This is a genomic window from Azoarcus sp. DD4 (genome assembly GCF_006496635.1).
Lineage (GTDB): Bacteria > Pseudomonadota > Gammaproteobacteria > Burkholderiales > Rhodocyclaceae > Azoarcus.
Genome location: NZ_CP022958.1, coordinates 2,163,977 through 2,185,588, shown reverse-complemented (window position 1 = coordinate 2,185,588; position 21,612 = coordinate 2,163,977). Strand labels below are relative to the sequence as shown.

At 65.5% G+C, this 21,612-nt stretch carries 23 protein-coding genes; 4 read left to right on the top strand and 19 right to left on the bottom strand.

Annotation, left to right across the window (positions count from 1 at the left end):
• From uvrC to rpoE, 16 genes are all read right to left on the bottom strand, one after another.
• Positions 1-1,821 (bottom strand): excinuclease ABC subunit UvrC, encoded by a 1,821-nt coding sequence (gene uvrC, locus CJ010_RS10230; RefSeq protein ID WP_141017942.1) that lies wholly within the window; start codon positions 1,819-1,821, stop codon positions 1-3.
• A gap of 214 nt (positions 1,822-2,035) precedes the next feature.
• Positions 2,036-3,163, bottom strand: a complete 1,128-nt coding sequence (gene nagZ / locus CJ010_RS10225) for a beta-N-acetylhexosaminidase (RefSeq protein WP_141017941.1) — start codon at positions 3,161-3,163, stop codon at positions 2,036-2,038.
• 2 nt (positions 3,164-3,165) lie between these two features.
• On the bottom strand, positions 3,166-3,543 hold the full coding sequence (gene acpS / locus CJ010_RS10220) for a holo-ACP synthase (RefSeq protein ID WP_141017940.1): 378 nt from the start codon (positions 3,541-3,543) through the stop codon (positions 3,166-3,168).
• 14 nt (positions 3,544-3,557) lie between these two features.
• Complete coding sequence (locus CJ010_RS10215; protein ID WP_141017939.1) at positions 3,558-4,307, bottom strand: pyridoxine 5'-phosphate synthase; 750 nt, start codon at positions 4,305-4,307, stop codon at positions 3,558-3,560.
• Positions 4,304-5,035, bottom strand: coding sequence for a DNA repair protein RecO (gene recO / locus CJ010_RS10210; protein WP_141017938.1), 732 nt, complete (start codon positions 5,033-5,035; stop codon positions 4,304-4,306). The genes CJ010_RS10215 and recO overlap by 4 nt, the downstream gene beginning before the upstream one ends.
• A gap of 27 nt (positions 5,036-5,062) precedes the next feature.
• The gene (gene era / locus CJ010_RS10205) at positions 5,063-5,998 is read right to left on the bottom strand and encodes a GTPase Era (RefSeq protein ID WP_141017937.1); all 936 of its coding nucleotides are present in this window, start codon (positions 5,996-5,998) and stop codon (positions 5,063-5,065) included.
• The gene (rnc, locus tag CJ010_RS10200; RefSeq protein WP_141017936.1) at positions 5,995-6,666 is read right to left on the bottom strand and encodes a ribonuclease III; all 672 of its coding nucleotides are present in this window, start codon (positions 6,664-6,666) and stop codon (positions 5,995-5,997) included. Before rnc ends, era begins: the two co-directional genes overlap by 4 nt.
• Before the next feature lie 6 nt (positions 6,667-6,672).
• Positions 6,673-7,032: a DUF4845 domain-containing protein gene (locus CJ010_RS10195; protein ID WP_141017935.1), complete on the bottom strand. Its 360-nt coding sequence runs from the start codon at positions 7,030-7,032 to the stop codon at positions 6,673-6,675.
• A 15-nt stretch (positions 7,033-7,047) separates the two neighbouring features.
• The gene (gene lepB, locus CJ010_RS10190; protein WP_141017934.1) at positions 7,048-7,836 is read right to left on the bottom strand and encodes a signal peptidase I; all 789 of its coding nucleotides are present in this window, start codon (positions 7,834-7,836) and stop codon (positions 7,048-7,050) included.
• A gap of 45 nt (positions 7,837-7,881) precedes the next feature.
• Entirely contained in the window at positions 7,882-9,678 is a 1,797-nt protein-coding gene (lepA, locus tag CJ010_RS10185; protein WP_141017933.1) for a translation elongation factor 4, read from the bottom strand.
• A 53-nt stretch (positions 9,679-9,731) separates the two neighbouring features.
• Positions 9,732-9,995: a glutaredoxin family protein gene (locus CJ010_RS10180; protein ID WP_141017932.1), complete on the bottom strand. Its 264-nt coding sequence runs from the start codon at positions 9,993-9,995 to the stop codon at positions 9,732-9,734.
• Positions 9,992-11,362 carry a Do family serine endopeptidase gene (locus CJ010_RS10175; RefSeq protein WP_141020648.1) on the bottom strand — a complete coding sequence of 457 codons (1,371 nt, stop codon included), beginning with the start codon at positions 11,360-11,362 and terminating at the stop codon, positions 9,992-9,994. Before CJ010_RS10175 ends, CJ010_RS10180 begins: the two co-directional genes overlap by 4 nt.
• 47 nt (positions 11,363-11,409) lie before the next feature.
• A complete protein-coding gene (locus tag CJ010_RS10170; protein ID WP_240794551.1) occupies positions 11,410-11,880 on the bottom strand; it encodes a SoxR reducing system RseC family protein in 471 nt (156 codons plus the stop codon).
• Positions 11,877-12,848: a MucB/RseB C-terminal domain-containing protein gene (locus CJ010_RS10165; protein WP_141017931.1), complete on the bottom strand. Its 972-nt coding sequence runs from the start codon at positions 12,846-12,848 to the stop codon at positions 11,877-11,879. Before CJ010_RS10165 ends, CJ010_RS10170 begins: the two co-directional genes overlap by 4 nt.
• A complete protein-coding gene (locus CJ010_RS10160) occupies positions 12,845-13,417 on the bottom strand; it encodes a sigma-E factor negative regulatory protein (RefSeq protein ID WP_141017930.1) in 573 nt (190 codons plus the stop codon). The genes CJ010_RS10165 and CJ010_RS10160 overlap by 4 nt, the downstream gene beginning before the upstream one ends.
• A gap of 9 nt (positions 13,418-13,426) precedes the next feature.
• Entirely contained in the window at positions 13,427-14,026 is a 600-nt protein-coding gene (rpoE, locus tag CJ010_RS10155) for an RNA polymerase sigma factor RpoE (RefSeq protein WP_141017929.1), read from the bottom strand.
• A 573-nt stretch (positions 14,027-14,599) separates the two neighbouring features.
• Here rpoE and CJ010_RS10150 point away from each other — a divergent pair.
• From CJ010_RS10150 to CJ010_RS10135, 4 genes are all read left to right on the top strand, one after another.
• Positions 14,600-14,872: a hypothetical protein gene (locus CJ010_RS10150; RefSeq protein ID WP_141017913.1), complete on the top strand. Its 273-nt coding sequence runs from the start codon at positions 14,600-14,602 to the stop codon at positions 14,870-14,872.
• 52 nt (positions 14,873-14,924) lie between these two features.
• Positions 14,925-15,194, top strand: a complete 270-nt coding sequence (locus CJ010_RS10145) for a hypothetical protein (RefSeq protein ID WP_141017928.1) — start codon at positions 14,925-14,927, stop codon at positions 15,192-15,194.
• Positions 15,195-15,378: 184 nt separating this feature from the next.
• Positions 15,379-15,696: a hypothetical protein gene (locus CJ010_RS10140; protein ID WP_141017927.1), complete on the top strand. Its 318-nt coding sequence runs from the start codon at positions 15,379-15,381 to the stop codon at positions 15,694-15,696.
• Between the two features lie 15 nt (positions 15,697-15,711).
• A complete protein-coding gene (locus tag CJ010_RS10135; RefSeq protein ID WP_141017926.1) occupies positions 15,712-16,482 on the top strand; it encodes a PP2C family serine/threonine-protein phosphatase in 771 nt (256 codons plus the stop codon).
• A gap of 21 nt (positions 16,483-16,503) precedes the next feature.
• Here the strand turns inward: CJ010_RS10135 and CJ010_RS10130 are convergent, their stop codons facing one another.
• The 3 genes from CJ010_RS10130 to CJ010_RS10120 are packed head-to-tail and all read right to left on the bottom strand — an operon-like array spanning position 16,504 to position 21,612.
• The gene (locus CJ010_RS10130) at positions 16,504-17,790 is read right to left on the bottom strand and encodes a sigma-54-dependent Fis family transcriptional regulator (RefSeq protein ID WP_141017925.1); all 1,287 of its coding nucleotides are present in this window, start codon (positions 17,788-17,790) and stop codon (positions 16,504-16,506) included.
• Complete coding sequence (locus CJ010_RS10125) at positions 17,787-20,846, bottom strand: peptidase domain-containing ABC transporter (protein ID WP_141017924.1); 3,060 nt, start codon at positions 20,844-20,846, stop codon at positions 17,787-17,789. Before CJ010_RS10125 ends, CJ010_RS10130 begins: the two co-directional genes overlap by 4 nt.
• 13 nt (positions 20,847-20,859) lie before the next feature.
• A complete protein-coding gene (locus CJ010_RS10120) occupies positions 20,860-21,612 on the bottom strand; it encodes a peptidylprolyl isomerase (protein WP_141017923.1) in 753 nt (250 codons plus the stop codon).

Genomic DNA, 21,612 nt, shown 5'->3' with positions numbered 1-21,612 from the left:
TCAGCGCAGCGCCTGGTGAATCTGCTCGGCGAGCTTGCGGTTGATGCCTTCGACGCGGCACAGGTCTTCGACGGTGGCGGCACGCACGCCGTCCAGCCCGCCGAAGGTGGCGAGCAGGTTGCGCCGCCGGGTGGGGCCAACGCCGGGGATGTCTTCCAGCTTGGAGCCGACCCTCGTCTTGGCGCGCCGCGCGCGGTGGCCGGTGATCGCAAAGCGGTGGGCCTCGTCGCGGATCTCGGCGACCAGGTGCAGCGCGGCGTGGCCGCCGCCGAGCGCCAGGCCTTCGCGTTCGTCGGGGAAGATCAGCGTCTCCAGCCCGACCTTGCGGCCTTCGCCCTTGGCCACGCCTATCATTGCGATGTCTTCCAGGCCGAGTTCGGCGAGGATGTCCAGCGCTGCGGACACCTGGCCCTTGCCGCCATCGATCAGGATGAGGTCGGGCCGCAGGCCCTCGCCCGCCGCGACCTTGCCGTAGCGCCGTTCCAGCGCCTGGCGCATCGCGGCGAAGTCGTCGCCCGGGGTGATGCCGGTGATGTTGTAGCGGCGGTATTCGCCGTGCTTCATCTGGCCGTCGACGCAGACCACGCAGGAGGCGACGGTCGCTTCGCCCATGGTGTGGCTGATGTCGAAGCATTCGATGCGTTGCGGCGGATCGACCAGGTCGAGGGCTTCGCGCAGCGCTTCCAGCCGCTGCTCGGCGCGGCCGGTGTCGCGGGCGCGGGCCTGGATGGCGAGCCGCGCGTTCTTGTCGGCCATTTCCATCCAGCCGCGATCGACGGCGAAACGCGGTGCGACCACGGCCGCCGGCTTGTCGCTGATCTCGGCCAGCGCTTCGCGCACGCCCTCCACCGCCACATTGACCAGGATGCGCGCGGGCATGGGGTGCTGGCCGTAGTGCTGCTCGACGAAGGCGACCAGACCGTCCTCCGCGCCGCAGACCGCGGCGCCGCTGGGAAACTGGGGCCGGTCGCCGAGATGGCGGCCGCCGCGCACCATTGCGATGTTCACGCACAGCATGCCGTCTTCCTCGACCGCGGCGAGGATGTCGACGTCCTCGTCCTTGCCGCTGTCGACGAACTGGCGGTGCAGCACCGCCTGCAGCGCGCGGATCTGGTCGCGACAGGCGGCGGCCTGTTCAAAGGCAAGGTTTTCCGAGGCGGCCTGCATGCGGGCGGTGAGATCCTCGATGACGTCCGAGCCGTGGCCGTCGAGGAAGCGCGCGGCGAGCCTGACGTCGGCGGCGTAGTCTTCCTTCGAGATGAGGCCGACGCAGGGGCCGGTGCAGCGCTTGATCTGTTGCAGCAGGCAGGGCCGCGAGCGGTTCTGGAAGACGGAGTTTTCGCAGGTGCGCAGCTGGAAGGTTTTCTGCAGCAGGTGAATGCTTTCGCGCACCGCCCAGGCGTTGGGGAAGGGACCGAAGTAGCGCGCGCCCTTGGCGAAGGCGCCGCGGTGGTAGGCGAGTTGGGGGAATTCGTCGCCGCTGAGTTCGATGTAGGGGTAGGACTTGTCGTCGCGGAACAGGATGTTGTAGCGCGGCGCCAGGCTCTTGATGAGGTTGTTCTCGAGGATCAGCGCCTCGGCCTCGGAGCGGGTGGCGGTGACGTCCACCCGTTGCACCTGCGCGACCATCATGGCGATGCGCGGCGACAACTGGGTGCGCTGGAAGTAGCTGGAGACGCGGCGCTTGAGGTTCTTGGCCTTGCCGACGTAGAGCACCTTGTCCTCGGCGCCGATCATGCGATAGACGCCGGGTTCCTCGGTGAGGGTACGGAGGAAGGGCTTGGCGTCGAAGGCGGGCGTCGGGGCGGGGGTGGTGGACATGCTGGTTGTCGGTGGTGAAGCGGCTTGTTGGAAGGCTTGCGCGGTTACAACGTGGCGGGGCGGGGCATTTGTTCCGCTGGCTGTGGAACTCGCCCTTCGGGCTCAGACAGTCCTCGCCTGCTCCACAAACGCCCCGCCCCGCCACTGGCGTGGTCGAGAAGGAACGCTTCGAATATCCCGCTATCCATGGACATGACGCTCGCTCGGTCGCTTCCTACGTTTCCCTCTTGAGGATTTCGACCGCCTGGTTCCCTATCGTGCCCGCCGTCATCGTCGGCCCGCTTGCGTCCTCGGCGATCGCGATGACCTGCTCGCGCGCCTTGAGATAAGGCTCATGGAGTTCGAGCGCAAAAGGATCTGCCAGCCACGGCGCCTTCGGCGGCGACGGTGCGACCGCCGCCACGCGCGCCAGACTCTCCGCATCCGGCAGCGGCGCCCAGCGGTCCAGCAGTTCGGCGACCAGATCGGGCCGGTTGCACACCAGCAGCATGTCGCAGCCGGCTTCAAAAGCCGCCTTGCTGCGGCCGACGATGTCGCCGGCCACCGCCGCGCCTTCCATGTTGAGGTCGTCGCTGAATATCACGCCCTTGAAGCCGACGCGCTGGCGCAGCACGTCCTTCAGCCAGAAGGCGGAGAAGCCGGCCGGGTTGGGATCGGCTGCCGGATAGATGACGTGGGCCGGCATCACCCCGGCGAGCTGGCGGCCGAGGCGGTGACGGTAGGGCGCGATGTCTTCGTTCCAGATAGTGTCGAAATCGCGCGCGTCAACCGGCACCTCGTGGTGCGAATCCGCCTCGACGTAGCCGTGGCCGGGGAAATGCTTGCCGACGCAGCCCATGCCGGCCTCCGCCATGCCGGCGATCAGCGCCTGGGCGAGCTTGCCGACCACCTGCGGATCGCGATGGAAGGCGCGGTTGCCGATGGCCCGGCTGACGCCGTAGTCGAGGTCCAGCACCGGGGTGAAGCTGAGATCGACGCCGTGGGCCAGCAGCTCGGCGGCGAGCACGTAACCGGTGTGGCGGGCGGCGTCGAGCGCGGCGAGATAATCGCGCTCCCACAAGGTGCCCAGGCTGCGCATCGCCGGCAGGCGGGTGAAGCCGTCGCTGCGGAAGCGCTGCACCCGGCCGCCTTCGTGGTCGACCGCGATCAGCAGTTGCGGGTTGCGCAGCGCGCGGATCTCGGCAGTGAGCGCGGCCAGCTGCTCGGAACCGGTGAAGTTGCGGGCGAAGAGGATGACGCCGCCGACCAGCGGGTCGCACAGGCGTTCGCGTTCCTCGTCGGCCAGCACGGTGCCGGCGACGTCCATCATCACCGGGCCGCGGGGGAGATTGAGCGGGTACATGCTTATCGGATCTCGATCACCGCGAAGGCGACCACGTAGTCGTTCTCGTCGGTTAGGCTGAGGTGGGCGTGCATGCCGCGCTCGTCCAGGTGTGTCTGCAGGCCGTCGCCATAGCGGTAGAGCGGCTTGCCCAGCGCATCGTGCCCCACCGCCACCGCGTGCAGCGTGGCCGGCACCGCGACACCGGTGCCGAGCGCCTTGCCGAAGGCTTCCTTGGCGGCGAAGCGCTTGGCGAGAAAACGCGCCGGATCGCGGCTCGCACGCCAGGCCTCGCGCTCGGATTCGGCGAGGATGCGCTCGGCGAAGCGCTCGCCATGACGCTCCAGCGAGGTCCGGATGCGCGCGATGTGGACGATGTCGGTGCCGATGCCGTGGATCATGCGCCCTCCCCTCGTCAGCCGGCGGCCGCCTCGCGCATCAGGCGCTTCATCTCGGTCACCGCCTCGCGGATGCCGGAAAACACCGAACGGCTGACGATGGCATGGCCGATATGCAGTTCGCGGATGCCGGGCAGGCGTGCGATCGGCTGGACGTTGTAGTAGTTGAGCGCATGGCCAGCGTTGAAGCGCATGCCGTGGCCGCGGATGGCTTCGCCCGCGCGGCGGATCTTGTCGATCTCGGCCAGCACCGCCGGGCTTTCGGCATCGCGCCCCTGCGCATGGAAGGCGTGGGCGTAGGGGCCGGTGTGGATCTCGCAGACCTTGGCGCCGATGCGGGCGGCGGCGTCGATCTGGGCGATCTCGGCGTCGATGAAGACGCTGGTGACGATGCCGGCATCGGCCAGCCGCGCGATGACGTCCTTCAGCCGCGCTTCCTGCGAGACGATGTCCAGCCCGCCCTCGGTGGTGACCTCGTGGCGGCCTTCCGGCACCAGCATCGCCATCTCCGGCTTGATGCTGCGGGCGATGCCGACCATCTCGTCGGTGGCCGCCATCTCGAGGTTGAGCTTGATCTGGGTGAGTTCGCGCAGGCGGCGGACGTCGTCGTCCTGGATGTGACGGCGGTCTTCGCGCAGATGCACGGTGATGCCGTCGGCACCGCCGAGGTGGGCTTCCACCGCCGCCCAGGTCGGGTCCGGCTCCCAGGTGCGGCGCGCCTGGCGCAAGGTGGCAACGTGGTCGATGTTGACGCCGAGTTCGATCACAGTTCGAGCAACTCCTGAAGGACGCGGCGGGACTGCAGCGGCTGCCCGCCAAGGTAATGGTTGATCAGTACGCGCAGCAGGCGCTTGGACTGGGCCAGCGTCTCGCTGCGGGAAAATTCGCCGGCCGCCATATCGAGCAGGGTCTGGCCGCTCACCACCGGCAGCTCGGGGGGCGCTTCGTCGGCCGCATCGAGCGCAACCGGACCGCTCTCGATTATATAAGCGTAGGCGCTGCCCGCCCGGACCGGCTCGCCGCTCTGCACGTCGGCGTCCAGCCCGATGCCATAACCGAGTTCCTGCAGCAGCGCGAGCTCGAACAATCGCAGGATGGGCGGCGGCGGCAAGCCGCGGCCGAGTTCGCGCACGGCATCGGCATAGGCGACGAAGAGATTGGGATGGGCGTCGTCGCGCGGCGTGAGCTTGACCAGCAGCTCGTTGAGGTAATAGCCGCAGAGCAGCGCCTGCCCGGTCAGCAGCGGCTGGCCGCCCTGCCATTCGGCGCGCACCAGGGTGCGCACTTCGCCGCCGCCGGACCAGTCCAGCAGCAGCGGCTGGAAGGCCATCAGCACGCCGCGAAAGGCGGAATGCGGCCGCCGTGCGCCCTTGGCGACCAGCGCGACCCGGCCGAAATCGCGCGAGAAAACCTCGACGATCAGGCTGGTCTCGCGCCAGGGCAGCGTGTGCAGCACCCAGCCTGGCTGCTGGTCTATACGCTGCTTGACCGCCACGACACTACGTCCCCGATCCGAGCCGGCTTATTCGTAGCCGAGGCTCTTCAGCGCGCGCTCGTCGTCCGCCCAGCCGCTCTTGACCTTGACCCAGACTTCGAGGAAGACCTTGCCGTCGAACAGTTTTTCCAGTTCGACGCGGGCCTCGCTCGACACGCGCTTGAGCTTCTCGCCGCCCTTGCCGATGACGATACCCTTGTGGCCGGCCTTGTCGACGATCACCGCGGCATGGATGCGACGCAGGTTGCCTTCGGTCTCGAATTTCTCGATCTCGACCGCGATGCCGTAGGGCAGTTCGTCGCCGAGCAGGCGGAAGAGCTTCTCGCGCAGGAATTCGGCGGCGAGGAAGCGCTCGCTGCGGTCTGTGATCTCGTCTTCCTCGTACATCGGCGCGCCTTCCGGCAGCAGCGGCGTGGCCGCGCGCACCAGCGCATCGACGTTGCTGCCGCGCTCGGCCGACAGCGGCACGATTTCGATGAAATCGCGTGCCCCGCGCACCTGGTCGATGAAGGGCAGCAGCCGGCTCTTGTCCTTCAGCTGGTCGACCTTGTTGATGACCAGCACCACCTTCGCTTCGGCCGGGATCACCTCCAGCACCTTGCGGTCGTCCTCGCCCATGCGGCCGGCCTCGATGACGAAGAACACCAGGTCGACATCGCCCAGCACCTGCGACACCGTGCGGTTCATCGAGCGGTTGAGCGCATTGCGGTGCTGCGTCTGGAAACCCGGCGTATCGACGAAGACGAACTGGGCGTCGTCGTTGGTGAGGATGCCGGTGACGCGGTGGCGGGTTGTCTGCGCCTTGCTGGAGACGATGCTGATCTTCTGGCCGATCAGCCGGTTCAACAGGGTCGACTTGCCGACATTGGGCCGGCCGACGATGGCGACGAAGCCGGTGCGAAAGTGGGCAGATGAGCCGGGCTTCGCCGGCTGGGCCGGCGAGCCGGCGTCTTCGATGTTCATTTCTTCCTCAACTGCGCGAGCGCGAGCTCGGCGGACTGCTGTTCGGCGATACGGCGGCTGGTGCCGCGGCCTATGGTGCGAAGCTTGTAGCGTTCGACTTCGCAGGCGACTTCGAACTCCTGCGCGTGCGCCTCACCGGTGACCTCGACCATGGTGTAGGTGGGCAGCGGCAGGCGCTTGCCCTGCAGCCACTCCTGCAACGCCGTTTTGGGATCCTTGGATGGCGCCTTGGGGTTGACCTCGTCGAGCAGCGGCGCGTAAAGCCGGTCTATCACCGCCTTGGCGCCGGCAAAATCGGAATCGAGGAACACCGCGGCGAAGATCGCCTCGACCGCGTCGGCGAGGATGGAAGGGCGCCGGAAACCGCCGGACTTCAGCTCGCCCTCCCCCAAGCGCAGACAGTCGCCCAACTGGAGTTGCAGCGCGATACGGTGCAGCGCCTCCTGGCGCACCAGCGAGGCGCGCAGGCGCGACAGCTCCCCTTCGCGCAGGGAGCCGAAACGCTCGAACAAGGCTATCGAGGTGACGCAGTTGAGGATGCTGTCGCCCAGGAATTCCAGGCGTTCGTTGTTGGGCTGGCCGAAACTGCGATGGGTCAGCGCCTGTTGCAGCAAGGTGGGATCACGGAACGGGTGGCCAAGATCCCTTTGCAGTCTATCAACCGACATCCGACGTCAATCCGCGCTCGAGGCGTGGAAGTCGATCAGCAGGCTGACGTTGGCGACCACCGGAACCTTGCGCGAGTATTCGGCTTCGATGATGGTCTTGCCGGTGTCCTTGCGGATGTCGAGGTCTGCGCCGGTGATGGTCGAGACATCGTCGATCTGACCACGTCGATCAAAGTCTCGCCTCAACTCCGTCGGCGACGCACCATTGTCGCCGTCCGTGGCAAGGATCTTGATATTCCGTTCAATCGCCATGTATTCAGTGACCGCCGGAACGGAACGAAAACCAATAAGCAACACGAACACCGCAAAAGCCCCGACAAACATCAGACTAATCAAACTGATGCCGCGCTGGGAAGACCTGTTCATCCATCCACTCCGAAGTTAATGGAAGCTGCCGATGCGCTTCAGATCGTTGAAATTGAACCAGATGAAGAATGCCCGACCGACGATGTTGGCATCCGGGACGAAACCCCAGACGCGGCTGTCACTGCTGGCATCGCGGTTGTCGCCCATGACGAAGTAATGCCCGTCGGGAACGGTGCAAGTAACACCGCTGCTAGTATAGGTGCAGTTCTCACGCCCCGGGAAATTGAGCACCTGGGGGACGAAAGCCGGCGCTTCCTTCTCGATCAGGATCGCGTGGTCGACCTCGCCAAGCTTCTCGGAAAACTGCGGCGAGTAATACAGACGGTCCGCGTGGAGGTAGTTGCCGTCCTCCTTCAATACCACCTGCTGGCCATTCACCTTCAACTGCTTGTGGTGATACTCGACCTTGTCGCCCGGCAGGCCGACCACCCGCTTGATGTAGTCGAGAGAAGGATCGACCGGGTAGCGGAACACCATGACATCGCCACGCTTGGGCGTATTCATCTCGATGATCTTCTTGTTGATCACCGGCAGACGAATGCCGTAGGTCCATTTGTTCACGAGGATGAAGTCGCCGACCAGCAGGGTCGGGATCATCGATCCGGACGGAATCTTGAACGGTTCGACGACGAAGGAACGCAGGCCGAACACGACGAGGATGACCGGAAAAAAACTGGCGCCGTATTCGACCCACCACGGCGCCGGCGCATCGGCCGCCCGGCGCTTGCGCGCGAAGAAGCGATCCGCGACCCACAGGATGCCGGTCGCGATCAGGAGCAGGAACAGGATCAGGGCGAAATTCATGCGGTTTCCGTCATTGGCCGGCCGCGGCGCGGCAGCCGGATTCGTTTACTTGCCTTCGTCGGTGCGGAGCACCGCGAGGAAGGCTTCTTGCGGGATTTCGACGTTGCCGACCTGCTTCATCCGCTTCTTGCCTTCCTTCTGCTTCTCCAGCAGCTTCTTCTTCCGGGTGATGTCGCCGCCATAGCACTTGGCGAGCACGTTCTTGCGCAAGGCCTTGATCGTCTCGCGGGCGATGATGTGCGAGCCGATCGCCGCCTGCACGGCCACGTCGAACATCTGGCGTGGAATCAGGCCGCGCAGCTTGGCGGCAAGTTCGCGGCCGCGGAACTGGGCACTGGCCCGGTGCACGATGACGGACAGCGCATCGACCTTCTCGCCGCCCACCATGAGATCCAGCTTCACCAGGTCGGCCGTGCGGTATTCCTTGAACTCGTAATCGAGCGAAGCGTAGCCGCGCGACACCGACTTCAGCTTGTCGAAGAAGTCCATCACCACTTCGTTCATCGGCAGTTCGTAGATGAGCTGCACCTGACGGCCGTGATAGCGCATGTCGATCTGCGCACCGCGCTTCTGGTTGCACAGCGTGATCACCGGCCCCACGTAGTCCTGCGGCAGGAAGATGGTGGCGGTGATGATGGGCTCGCGGATCTCGGCATATTTTCCGACTTCGGGCAACTTGGACGGGTTCTCGACGTGGATGATCTCGCCGCTGTTGAGCACGACTTCATACACCACCGTCGGCGCGGTGGTGATGAGATCCATGTCGAACTCGCGCTCGAGGCGCTCCTGCACGATGTCCATGTGCAGCAGGCCGAGGAAGCCGCAGCGGAAGCCGAAGCCCAGCGCCTGCGACACTTCGGGCTCGAACTGCAGTGCTGCATCGTTGAGGCGCAGCTTTTCCAGCGAATCACGCAGCTGGTCGTACTCGGACGACTCCACCGGATAGAGGCCGGCGAACACCTGCGGCTTGATTTCCTTGAAACCGGGCAGCGGCTCGGCAGCCGGCTTGGTGGCGAGCGTGATCGTGTCGCCGACCTTGGCGGCCTCCAGCTCCTTGATGCCGGCGATGACGAAACCGACCTCACCCGCATTGAGCTGTTCGCGCGCCACCGACTTCGGCGTGAACACGCCGACCTGGTCACAGGGATACTGCGCGCCGGTGGACATCAGCAGGATGCGGTCCTTGGGCTTGAGCACGCCGTCGACCACGCGCACCAGCATCACCACGCCGACGTAGTTGTCGAACCAGGAATCGATGATGAGCGCCTTCAGCGGCGCCCCGGCGTCGCCCTTGGGCGCCGGCACCCGCGCCACGATCGCTTCGAGCACCTCCTCGATGCCCAGACCGGTCTTGGCCGAGCACAGGATCGCCTCCGAGGCGTCCACACCGATCACGTCCTCGATCTCGGTACGTGCATTCTCCGGGTCGGCAGCCGGCAGGTCGATCTTGTTCAGGACAGGCACCACCTCGACATCGAGTTCGAGCGCGGTATAGCAGTTCGCCACCGTCTGCGCCTCGACGCCCTGCGACGCATCCACCACCAGCAGTGCGCCCTCGCAGGCGGAGAGCGAGCGGCTGACTTCGTAGGAAAAGTCGACGTGGCCCGGCGTGTCGATCAGGTTCAGGTTATAGACCTGACCATCCTTGGCGCGATAGTGCAGCGCCGCTGTCTGGGCCTTGATCGTGATCCCGCGCTCGCGCTCGAGATCCATCGAGTCGAGCACCTGGGCTTCCATCTCCCGGTCGGACAAACCCCCGCAGAACTGGATGAGGCGATCGGCAAGCGTGGACTTGCCGTGATCGATGTGGGCGATGATGGAGAAGTTTCTGATGTGGTGCATGCGGCAACAAAAAGGGTGCCCTGCGGCACCCGATATTGGAATGGTTTGACGGCCTAAGGCGCGGATTCTAGCGGAAAACCCTGACAGTAGGCACGAACCGCGGCCGCGTCGAGATGGTAATGGCAAAGCTCGGTGTCGCCGTGCAGCACGACCGGCACCAGTTCGTCCCAACGTGCTTCGAGTTCCGGATGCCGATCGACATCCACGACCCTGCAGGTCCAGCCCAGTTCGGCCAGCAGCGGTTCGAGTGCCGCGATCAGGTCGTGGCACAGATGACACCACTCGCGACTCAGCACGGTGAGCTCACGCCCGGTCACTTGTCGCCCCGCAGGCTGACATAGGACGTCGCTTCGCCGCGCTTGACCAGCAGCGTGACCTGCTGCCCGGGCTTCAAGGCCCCGAGCAGGCGATTGAACTCGTCGACGGCGCGCAGCGTGGTCTGCTTGCCGGCGACCACCATCGCAAGGATGACGTCCCCCGGACGAATCTCCGCCCGGGCGGCGGCGCCCTGGACGCGGTCGACAACCAGCCCCTGGTCGAAACCGCCCTCGCGACGCTGCGTCGCGCTGGGCTGCAACAGCACCAGACCCAGGCTGTTCACCGACGCCGGCTTGCCGGTCGCCGCCTTGCCCTTGCCGGGTTCGGCGTCACGCCACTCGCCCACGGTAACCATGAACTCGCGAACCGCGCCCTGGCGATAGAGCTGCATCGGCACCTTGCTGCCGGGGCGGCTGGCCGCGACGATGCGCGGCAGGTCGCTGGATACGTCGACTGCCCTGCCGTCGAAGCGGACGATGACGTCGCCCTGCTCCACACCGGCCCGGCCGGCCGGGCCATCCGCCTCCACGGCGCTCACGAGCGCACCTGCCGGTCGCGGCAAGCCGAAGCTCTCCGCCAGATCACGCGAGACTTCCTGGATCGCCACGCCGATACGGCCACGCTGCACCCGGCCAGACGCACGCAACTGCCGCTGCACATCCATGGCAACGTCGATGGGAATTGCGAACGACAGCCCCATGAAGCCACCGGTCTGGCTGTAGATCTGCGAGTTGATGCCGATGACCTCGCCCTTGAGGTTGAACAGCGGCCCGCCCGAATTGCCCGGGTTGATCGCCACGTCGGTCTGGATGAAGGGAACGAAGTTTTCGTCCGGCAGGCTGCGCCCCTTGGCGCTGACGATACCGGCCGTGACCGTCTGCTCGAAACCGAAGGGCGAGCCGATCGCAACCACCCATTCGCCCACTTTCAGCCGCCCGGGATCGCCCAGTGTGACCTTGGGCAGACCGCTCGCCTCGATCTTGATCAAGGCCACGTCGCTGCGCATGTCGGCACCCACCACGGTGGCGACGAACTCGCGCTTGTCGGCCAGTCTCACCAGGATTTCTTCGGCCTCCTCGACCACGTGCGCATTGGTGAGAATGTAACCGTCCGCCGTAACGATGAAGCCGGAACCGAGAGAACGACTCTCGGGATCGAAGTGCGGCGCCTTGGGGTGCCGCGGTACGAAACGCCGGAAGAAATCGAACATCGGATCGTTCTCATCCAGCCCGGGAAACGCAGGCGACGCCGACGTGGCGGCCTTGGCCTGAGAGGTGCTGATATTCACCACCGCCGTCCCCTGCCGCTCCACCAGGGCGGTGAAATCCGGAAGGGGCACGGTATTGGCTGCAAAGCTGCCTGCCATGAACTGCAGGCAAGCCAAACCGGCCACCCAGCGCAACAATCGCAAAATCACCCCTGCTTTACTCCTGCATGACGGCACGCCTGAGTGCCCGCCAGTTCCAGCTTCAATCCGCTACGCCAACGCTGGCTGCGACCCAGCACACGGTTCATGGCCAAGGCAAGCGCGAGACCGGCCACCACACCAGACGCAACATGCGCATCGACTGCCACGCCATCGGCGATCACCCCGCCCAAAAACGCGCCAGCAAGCACCAGCACGGCAGCCAGACCATAACTCGCCAGTGCCGCCCGCAAGGGTGCGCCGTCTTCCATGCTCACCCGCACCCTGTCACCCGGCCGGGCTCCGATCGAATTCGGCAAGGCAAATTCGCGCGCACGGGGCCCGAGCGCCCGGGTCAGGCTGACGGACCGGCAACCGCCCGGTTCATCGCAACGGCCGCAACCACCCTGCACTTCCGTAACGCGCACCCAGGCAAGTCCGCCCTCTGTCCGCAAGACCTCGGCCGGCACTTCGATCACTGCCCGACGAACTCCATTCCATCGCCCAGGCGCTGTACCGCGCGCAGCGGCACCTCACCCAGCACCGTGATGAGGTGATTGCCGACCACCCTCTTGTAGATGTTGATCGAACCGCTGCTCTGCGCGCCCAGCGCGGCCGATACGCCGTCGTTGCCATGCGGCTCGATGAACAGCGAGATCGATGCCAGTCCGTCGCTGAAGACCATCTGCACCGCCTCGCCGCGCTCGCGCCCGAGCGGTCGTTTCACGACCGAAAGCAGCGTGTAGCCGGGCAAGGGCGTACGCAAGGCCCAGCCGGTATCCGCCTTCGGCACATCGCTACCGCGTGCGTTCACCACCCGCCACTCGTCGGTGCTCACATAGCGCGGCTTGAGGAGTTCCTGGCTGACATTGCCGCCGATGCGCACGTCGCTGAACATGAACTGCTCGATGATCTCACCGCGCTCGTCGATCATGCGCGACTTGAGCAGCAGGCCGGACTGCAGTTCGGCCCACAAGGCATGGCCGTAGCGCAGATCGTCTTTCGGTTCGAGGATGATGGCCTGCGCCTCGAGGCCGGCAATGCGATGGATGTCGGCCTTGCGGATCCGGTAGCTCTCGCCCAGGTTGGAAAACGATGCCGGTACCCGCGCAGGAAATGCCCGCCGACCGCCGGGCTGATCGATGATCACGGTCTTCTGGTCGGGCAGGACGCAACGCACTTCGCCGCTGTTGCGAATGACTTCGCGCGGACTGCCGTCGAGCACCTCCAGCCTTTCGTATTCCCCGGAAGCATCCACCCGGTGCGCGATGCGGGAGGTTTCGACGTGTTTGCCCGACTGGTAGATGAAGGTGCCAACGTAATTGAGCCGCTGGCTCGCGGAAGCGATTCGCCCGAGCCAAGCGAGCGGATCGGTCGGCGTTTCTCCCCATGCCTGCCCCTGCGCCAGCGCCGCGCACAGGCCCACCACAGCAAGCACTCGCCTCATGGGCGGCTGTCCTGCCGTGTATCCGACACCGTCCTGACGTACTGCACCGCGCCCGGAATCGGTCCGCCGGCGGTCATGGCCTGATGGGCGAAGACGTATTCGCGGTGGGCATCCTCTACAGCTGCGGCGGCCTGGCCGCCCGGCACCGCGGTCGCCACTGGAGCCACGGGCTTCGCCGCCGAGGCGATCGCCGTGTTGGCGATCCGCTGCACGCTCACCACCGGTGCCGCGGCTTCTTCTCCGGAGTAGAGCGCGCTGGCAACCCAGCCGACGGCCGCAACCCCCATCACCGACGCGGCGATGGGCAGGAGGGACTGCCACAGCGTTCGGCGGCCGCCTGTCTCGATGGCCGCCGGGGCCAGCACCACCGGCTCGTCCTCCAGCGAGGACATGACCTTTGTCACGAAATCCGGCGCGCCGTGGCATTCACCGCGCAGCACGTCGCCGATGAGGCAGTACGCCTCCCATTCCTTTCGCAAGTCGCCGTCACGCCGCAAGCCTTCAAGTGTCGTCCGGACCGAATGTTCTTCCAGGTCACCATCGAGCAAAGCCGAAAGTTTTTCTTTCATCCCTACCACCTACCAACGTTTGTCGGGCGCCGTATCGAGCAGCGGCCGCAGCCGCTCGGCAATCGCCTCGCGCGCACGGAATATCCGCGACCGCACCGTACCTATGGGGCAATCCATGATGTTCGCGATTTCTTCGTAACTCAGCCCCTCGAATTCACGGAGCATGATTGCCGTCCTCAATTCCTCCGGCAATCCCGCCATCGCTTGATCCACCGTTTCACCGATCTGCTGCGTCATCAGCAGACGCTCCGGTGTGTTGATGTCGCGCAACTGATCCCCGTCTTCGAAGGTTTCGGCCTCCTCCGAGTCGAACCCGGTCGAGGTCGGCGCACGCCGCCCCTGCGACACCAGGTAATTCTTTGCCGTATTGATTCCGATCCGATAGAGCCAGGTATAAAACGCGCTGTCTCCGCGAAACGACCCCAGCGCACGATAGGCCTTGATGAAGGTCTCCTGCGCTACGTCCTCGACTTCGGCCGGATCACGGATAAGCCTCGAGAGCAGCCTGTGCAGCTTCCGCTGGTATTTGGATACCAGCAAGCCGAAGGCCTGCTTGTCGCCGCGCTGCACACGCTCGACAAGTTGCTGATCGATTTCGCGATCACTCATGAATGGTCGTTATGCTCGAGTAGAAGAGACAAAAGCGCCCAAGTATAAGCGACCGCCAGCCCGCTCGCCAAAGTCGAAGCTACCCAAGAGACCCGGGCGCAATGAATTAGTTCAGACAGCAAAAGGGTCTTCGCTCGCCACACCTGGCGACGCCGGCGGCCGTTTCGCCGGGCCGGGAGCAAGCCATCGCTTCCCGATCGATAGCGTGATTCGTGCGGGACTCACCGTCCGCGCCAACAGCGCATGCAACGTCCGTCTGCCGACCACCGAGACCGCCGCGGCGCCCCCCGAATACCGCCTCGCCCTCCTCTGACGACGGCAGTGATTCCCACAGCCCAACACTGCTCGTCGAAGTGTTGGCCGCAACCCGGCAGCGAGCGCACTCCCAGCTCCCATCGGCCACGTTCCGACGCGAGTTAAATGGGAGATAAGTATTTAAATTCAACACACTAACAAGATCATTCAGAACCGGATCACGCCCTGGCACGCGTCCTGCGATATGAACCTCGAGCGCAGCAGATGGCTCACCCCCCAACCCCAAGCCGTACCGCCAGAACCCCGAGGATAACCACCATGAACACCCTGACCATCAAGGACCTGCCCGCCACCGCCGAACTCGACCGCAGCGCCATGAGCGCCGTGCGCGGCGGCATGATGAAAGGCTTCTACCCCTACTGGATGCCCTACCACGCCGTCACCAAGAACTCGTTCTCGGTCGAAGCCTCCCAACTCATCGGCCAGACCCAGAACGTGATCAACACCAACGGCAACAACGTCGCCTTCGCCAGCGACATCCACTCCGTCGTCAAGCCCAACCAGACCGCCACCAACAACATCAGCTTCTGAACCCCGGCCCATGCGGCGGCGAACCGCCGCCGCTGCCCCAAAGGAGAATCCCATGTCCGCCATCGTCATCCGTGACCTCACCCAGCGCCGCGAACTCGATCGCCACGCCATGGCCGCCGTGCGCGGCGGCAATGCCTGGCTCAAGGGCCTCGGCCCCGTCGCCAACGTCGATATCGATATCGGCGTCAGCCAAAGCATCGTTCAGCTACAGAACGTCGAGGTCAATGCCCTCAACAACGTCGGCGTCATCGGCCACGCCTTCGGACCCATCCGTCTCAACGTCAGCCCCACCCAGCACGCTGCCACCGCCGTCGTCTTCTGAACCAACCGGCAAGGCAGCCAACGGCCACCTTGCCCAACGGCGCGGTCCGATGCGTCATCGCCTATACTTTTTTCATGCTGCCAGAGTCGCCGGACGCTGGTCGAACGAAGCAGGTCAGTGCATCTCAACCAAGCGACCCAAGCCAGTTCGCCCATCGCCGACGACATCACCCTGGAGACTCATCATGGCTGCGATCGTGATCAATGACCTGCCGGCGAGCCGTACCCTGGACCGCAAGGCCCTCGCCTCGATCAAGGGCGGTGGCGCGCCCTGGGTCTTCGGCTGGATCCGCCCGTTCGCGCCGGCATCGAGCGGCCTTGGCCCGGTGGTGAACTTCTACCAGATCAGCAACAGCTTCCACGCCGAACAGATGATCAACCAGTTCCAGGTGGTGGACATCCGGAATTCGGCGGCCAACGCCAACATCAACGTGATCCTGGACGAACAGGCGAGCAATTTCGGTCCGGCCCGTTCCGGCACGGGCGGTGGGCTCGCCGGTTGACCGTGGAGACAGGTCGTGTCCGTCCCGGCCCTGTTCCAATGGACTTCGGCGTCCCGCTCCGATGTCGGTCTGGTGCGCGAACGCAACGAGGACGCCGTCCTCGACCAGCCCGAACGGGGACTGTGGGTGGTGGCCGACGGCATGGGCGGGCACGCGGTCGGCGACTTCGCCAGTCAAACCGTCGTCAGCGCACTGAACAGCCTGCCCCCCCCGCGCAGCCTGCCCGACTACATTGCCGGCGCACGCCAGCAACTGCTCGAGGCGAATCGGCTGATACAGGCCGAAGCCGTCAGGCGCCGGGTGCAGCGCATCGGCAGCACGGTCGTCGTGCTGCTCGCCCATGACCAGCACTGCGCCTGCCTGTGGGCCGGGGACAGCCGCATCTACCTCTACCGCGACGGCCATCTGCACCAACTCACCCGCGACCACAGCGTGGCGGAAGAAATGCGTTCGAGGCGTGGCGCCGCGGCCGGCAATTCCACCTCGCACGTAGCCCGCAATGCAATCACGCGCGCTGTCGGCGCCGCCCCCTCGCTGGAGATCGACGAAGAGCTGGTCGAGGTCCACGACGGCGACGTCTTCCTGCTGTGCAGCGACGGCCTGAGCAATCTGCTGAGCGCCGACGAGATTGCCAATGCCCTGGCGCACGGTAATCGCCGTGACGCGGCCGACGCCCTGGTCAACCTCGCGCTTGCGCACGGCGGGCGGGACAACGTTTCCGCTGTGGTGGCATGCGCCGAGGATCTCTACAATTCGGACAAGACCCTGCTCAATCCCGCCCTCTGACGTCACCCTCGCTTCATGCCCTCAAAGCCCCCTGTCCCGCGCGGGGCGGAAGGCTTTGGCACGAATACCGTGCTTCTTGAGCAGAACCTGCAGGTGGGAGCGATTCATGTCGATCCGCCTTGCCAGTTCGGCGACGGTTCCACCGGTTTCCTGCAGACCGCGTTCGAGGAATTCCCGTTCTGCCTCGTCGCTCGCGGCGCGCTTGGCGTCGCCGAGCGTGGCGGGGCTGGCCCGTGCCGCGTCCTGGCCACCCCCGCCCTGCCCCGGCGACGCCGCGGCCACAGGACGGATGTCCTCCGGCAGGTGTTCGAGGTCGGCGGTTTCGCCGGCCAGACAGGAGATCCGGTAGATCAGGTTGCGCAGCTCGCGGATGTTGCCCGGGTAGCGATAGCCGAGCAGGAAATCCCTCAGCCGCGGCGTCATCCTGACCGGGCGGCGCTTGAGCATCTCCGCCGCTTCGTCGCCGAAATAGGCGAACAGCAGCGGGATCTCGTCCTTGCGCTCGCGCAGCGGCGGCAGCGTCAGGTGGATGACGCTCAGGCGGTAGAACAGATCCTCGCGGAAGCGGCCGTCTTCGCTCAAGCGACGCAGATTGCGGTTGGTCGCGGCCACGATGCGGGTGTCGACGGCAATGGTCTCGTCGGCGCCGACGCGCTGGATTTCGTGGGATTCGAGCACCCGCAGCAGCTTGACCTGGCCGGACAGGGGCAGCTCGCCGATTTCGTCGAGGAAGATGGTGCCGGTGTGGGCGCTTTCGAACTTGCCCTTGCGGTCGCCCACGGCCCCGGTGAAGGCACCCTTGCGATGACCGAACAGTTCGGACTCCAGCAGGTTGTCCGGGATGGCGCCGCAGTTAACCGACACGTAGGGCCGCTCCGAGCGCGCGCCGTTGGCGTGGATCACCTTGGCCATGAGCTCCTTGCCGGTGCCGCTTTCACCGTCGATGAGCACCGGCAGGTCGGTCGGTGCCGCCTTCTCGGCGATCTCCAGCGCTTCGAGCAGCCTGGGGTTGTCGCCGAACGCACCCTCGAACACGAAGCTGCGGTCGAGCAGGGCCTGCCGCCGTGCGCCCGGCGCCTGCTCAAGCGCCGGCGCATCGGCGGCGGCAGCCTTGATGAAGCGTTCCTTGTGCGAAAGATGCAGCACCTCGTCGCGCAGGGCATTGGCCTGGCGCAGCAGCTTCTCGATCTCCGCACGCTCCAGCCGCGACGACCAGCGCAGCGTGGACCGCAGGATCTCGATCTTCTCGATCAATCCGGCGTACGAGATGGTCGAGGCGCCGAGCGAGGTCTGGTTGAAGAGCTTCATGCCACGCTCAGCTGCTTCTGCACCAGCTGGTAGTACATGCCGCGCCGTTCCACCAGCTCGTCGTGCCGCCCCTGTTCCACGATCGCCCCTTCGTAGAGCACGACGATCTTGTCCGCCCGCATGATGGTGCTGAGCCGGTGGGCGATGATCACCGCGGTGCGCCCGCGCAGGATCTCCTGCATGTTGCCGATGATGTTGCCCTCGGACTGGGTGTCGAGCGCCGAGGTCGCCTCGTCGAAGATCAGCAGGCGCGGATCGTGGTACAGCGCGCGGGCGATGCACAGGCGCTGGATCTGTCCGCCGGACAGCCCCACGCCGCGCTCCCCGACCACCTGCTCGTAGCCCAGCGGCATCTTGCTGATGAAGCCATGGGCATCGGCCATCTTGGCCACGTCCTCGATGCGGCGACGGTCCGGATTCTCATCGCCGCTGGCGATGTTGTCGGCGATGGAGCCGGAAAAGAGCAGATTGCTCTGCATCACGTAGCCCAGCTGGGCGCGGTAATACTCCTTGTCGACCGCCTCCATGTCGTAACCGTCGACCACGATGCGGCCGTCGGTCGGGGGGTAGAAGCCGACCAGCAGCTTGGCCAGCGTGGTCTTGCCCGACCCGCTGCGGCCGACGATGGCCACCAGTTCGCCGGGCTGGATCTCCAGGTTGATGTTCTCGAGCACATAGGGCGTCTCGTTGCCGCCGTAGCGGAAATACACGCCTTCGAGCCGGATCGCACCGCGCAGGTCGGGCAGCACCACCCGCGACGCCACGTCCTGCGGTTTCTGCTCCGGCTCCATGTCCAGCACATCGCCGAGCCGCTCCATCGCCACGCCGGCATCGTTGAGCAGGCTCCACAGCCCGACCAGGCCCATCAGCGGTGCCAGCACGCTGCCCATCAGCGCGTTGAATGCGATCAATTGGCCGATGGTGAGCTCCTGCTCCAGCACCAGCGTGGCCCCGACCCACAGGATGGCGATCGTGGTGGCCGCATTCAGCAGTTGGCTCACCAGCCCGACCAGGTTGCCGAAAGCCTGTGCCCGGTACTGCACATCGAGCGCCTTGGCGTATTTCTTCTCCCATTTCAGCCGTACCGCCCGCTCGATGCCCATGCCCTTGACGGTCTCGACCCCGCCGAGGGTTTCCATCAGGGTCGCGTTGGCATCGGTGCCGGTGGTAAACACCTCGCGCGCATAGTTCTTGATCCGCGGCGTAACCAGCACCGTCAGCGCCACGATGGGCATGACGAAGGCGATCAGCACCAGGGTGAGCTTGACGTTGTAGAGGAACATGATGGTGAAGTAGATGAACACCATCAGCAGGTTGAGCACCGTCGTCACCGTGGATTCGGTGAGGAAGGCGCGTATCGTCTGGTTCTCCTGGAAGCGGGCGAAGATGTCCCCGCTCTTGCGCTTGGCGAAGAAGGAGAACGGCAGCGACATGGTGTGCTTGAAGAACTGCGACATCATCGCGAAGTCCATGTTGCGCACCATGAAGTTGGCCAGGTAGGCGCGGATGGCCGAGGTCAGCTGGGCGAAGACGTTGGAGATGATGAGCCCGGCGATGAGCAGGTGCAGCAGGCTCACGTTCTGGTGCACGATCACGCCGTCGAGGATGTTCTGGATGATGAGCGGCGGCACCACGCCCAGCACCTGGATCACGAAGGTGGCCATGCACAGGTGGGCGAGGATCTTCTTGTAGGGCTTGAGGTAGCCGACGAAGCGGATCCAGGGCGAGCGCGATGCCGACAGCTGCACCATGTTCGGCCCGGGCGTGAACAGCAGGCAGGTGCCGCTCCAGCCGCGCTCGAACTCCTCCACGCTCATCCTGCGGAAGCCGACCGCAGGATCGGCCAACCACACCTGCCGCTTGGAAATGCCGTACACCACCACGTAGTGGTAGCCCTCCCAGTGCACCACGAAGGGCAGCTCGAAGCCCAGCAGGGAATCGAAGGTGCATTGCACGCCGCGGGTGACGAAGCCCAGCGATTCGCCCACGCGCGCCAGGCTGTCCAGCGTGGCGCCTTCGGTGGTGACATTCGCCATCTCGCGCAGCTTGCCCAGCGTCATCGGAATGGCGTAGTGGCGGCACAGCATCGCCAGGCAGGCGGCGCCGCAGTCCATTTCTTCGGCCTGCTCCACCAGCGGGAAACGCCGCAGCAGCCGCTCGCCCATTTCCGCCCTGGAGTGCAGATCGAGCACGACCCGGCGCCGGCGCCGCTCGCCCAGCTGCTTCTGGCGCTCGAGTTCGCGCTCGACGAAACGGATGCGATCCTCCAGCACTTCGCCCAGCTTGGGATTGCGCTCCAGGATGAAGTGCACCGTCGTTTCGGGAACGACCAGCAGCGTGGCCTCGGTGTTCGCGATGACCGACGCCATCTGCTCCTGGCGCAGCAGGCAGGCCTTCTCGCCGAAGAGTTCGCCCTGCCGGAGCGTGGCCAGCGGATACTCGACGCCCTGCTCCGTGCGCACCACGCGTACTTCGCCTGCGCGCACCACGTACAGGCGGCGGTCCTCGCGCGAGTCCTGCTTGAGGATCTCCCGCCCGGCGGCCACGCGCTTCACGCCGACGCTGCGCACGAGTTCCTCGAGCTCCCCCTTGGCCACCTTGCGGCCGAGGTCGAACAGGCGGGTGACGAAGCCGCCTGCCGAACTGATCGCGACATAGCTCGCGACGAAGGCCTGGGCGCCCGGGTTGATCGCCAGCACCGGCTCGATCGCGCTGCGCGGGATGAAGAGCAGTTCCGTCTTCCCCGACGCCCGCACCGAGGCCTCGTGCCGGTGCTCGCGCAGCATCGCCATCTCGCCGACCACCTCGCGCTCCTTGCGCACGCCCAGGCTGGTCTCCTTGCCGGATTCCTCGACGAACAGGCGCACCGAGCCCGAGCGGATCACCAGCAGGCCGTCGGCCGGATCCCCCGCGTTGCACACCGTGTCGCCGAAGGCGAAGAAGCGGGATTCGGCGCGGGCCGCCAGCTGCTCGACCTCGCTCCGGGTGAAGGACGACAGGATCTCCACCCCCGACAGGAACTCGGCACAGGATTGCTGGCTCGACACGGCGTCCATGGCATTACCCGCGCTACAGCGCCTCGATCACATGATCCTGCGCGCGTGCCGCCAGCCATTCCTCGCGTAGCAGGCGCCGTATCTCGGCCGCGGTGTCCTCGTCGAGCGCCGCCGGATGCTTGGCGTTCACCACGAAGATCTCGTAGAAGCTGCGGTCGGGCGCGGCAAAGGGGCCGAGCAGTTCACCGACCGCGGCATTGAACACCTTGGCCTCGACATCGGTCTTGAGGGCGCCGCGCAGCACCTTGCCGATCAGGCCGCCCTGCTCGCGCGTGTCGGCCAGCGAATGCTCGCGCGCCATATCGGCAAATGCCTCCGGATCGTCTTCCAGATAGGCGACCATTTCCCTGGCCTTGCCTTCGCTGTCGAGCACGATGTGGCTGACCTCGATGCTGTCGAAGCGCGGCGAATTGAGCCGGAAGTAGGCCTGCACCGCCTGCTCGCTGCAAACCTCGGCCATCATCTTTTCCTGGTAGAGCCCCTCGACGATGAAGACCTCGAAGTCGTCCAGCGTGACGCCGAGCGCGTCGAGGTAGTTGTTCATGTCGGCGGCACGGTGCAGGCCCTGCACCCGCCGGAACTGGTCCGCGCGTTCCTGGATTTCCTCCGCCGCCACCTGGATGCCATGCCGCTTCGCCGCATGCACCGCGAGCTTGTCGCGCACCAGCTCTTCGATCAGGCCCTCGAAGCGCCCGGTGAGCTTCCAGATCCTGACGCATTCCTCGATGCCTATCCGTTCGGCATCGATACGCACAATCGGCTTCAT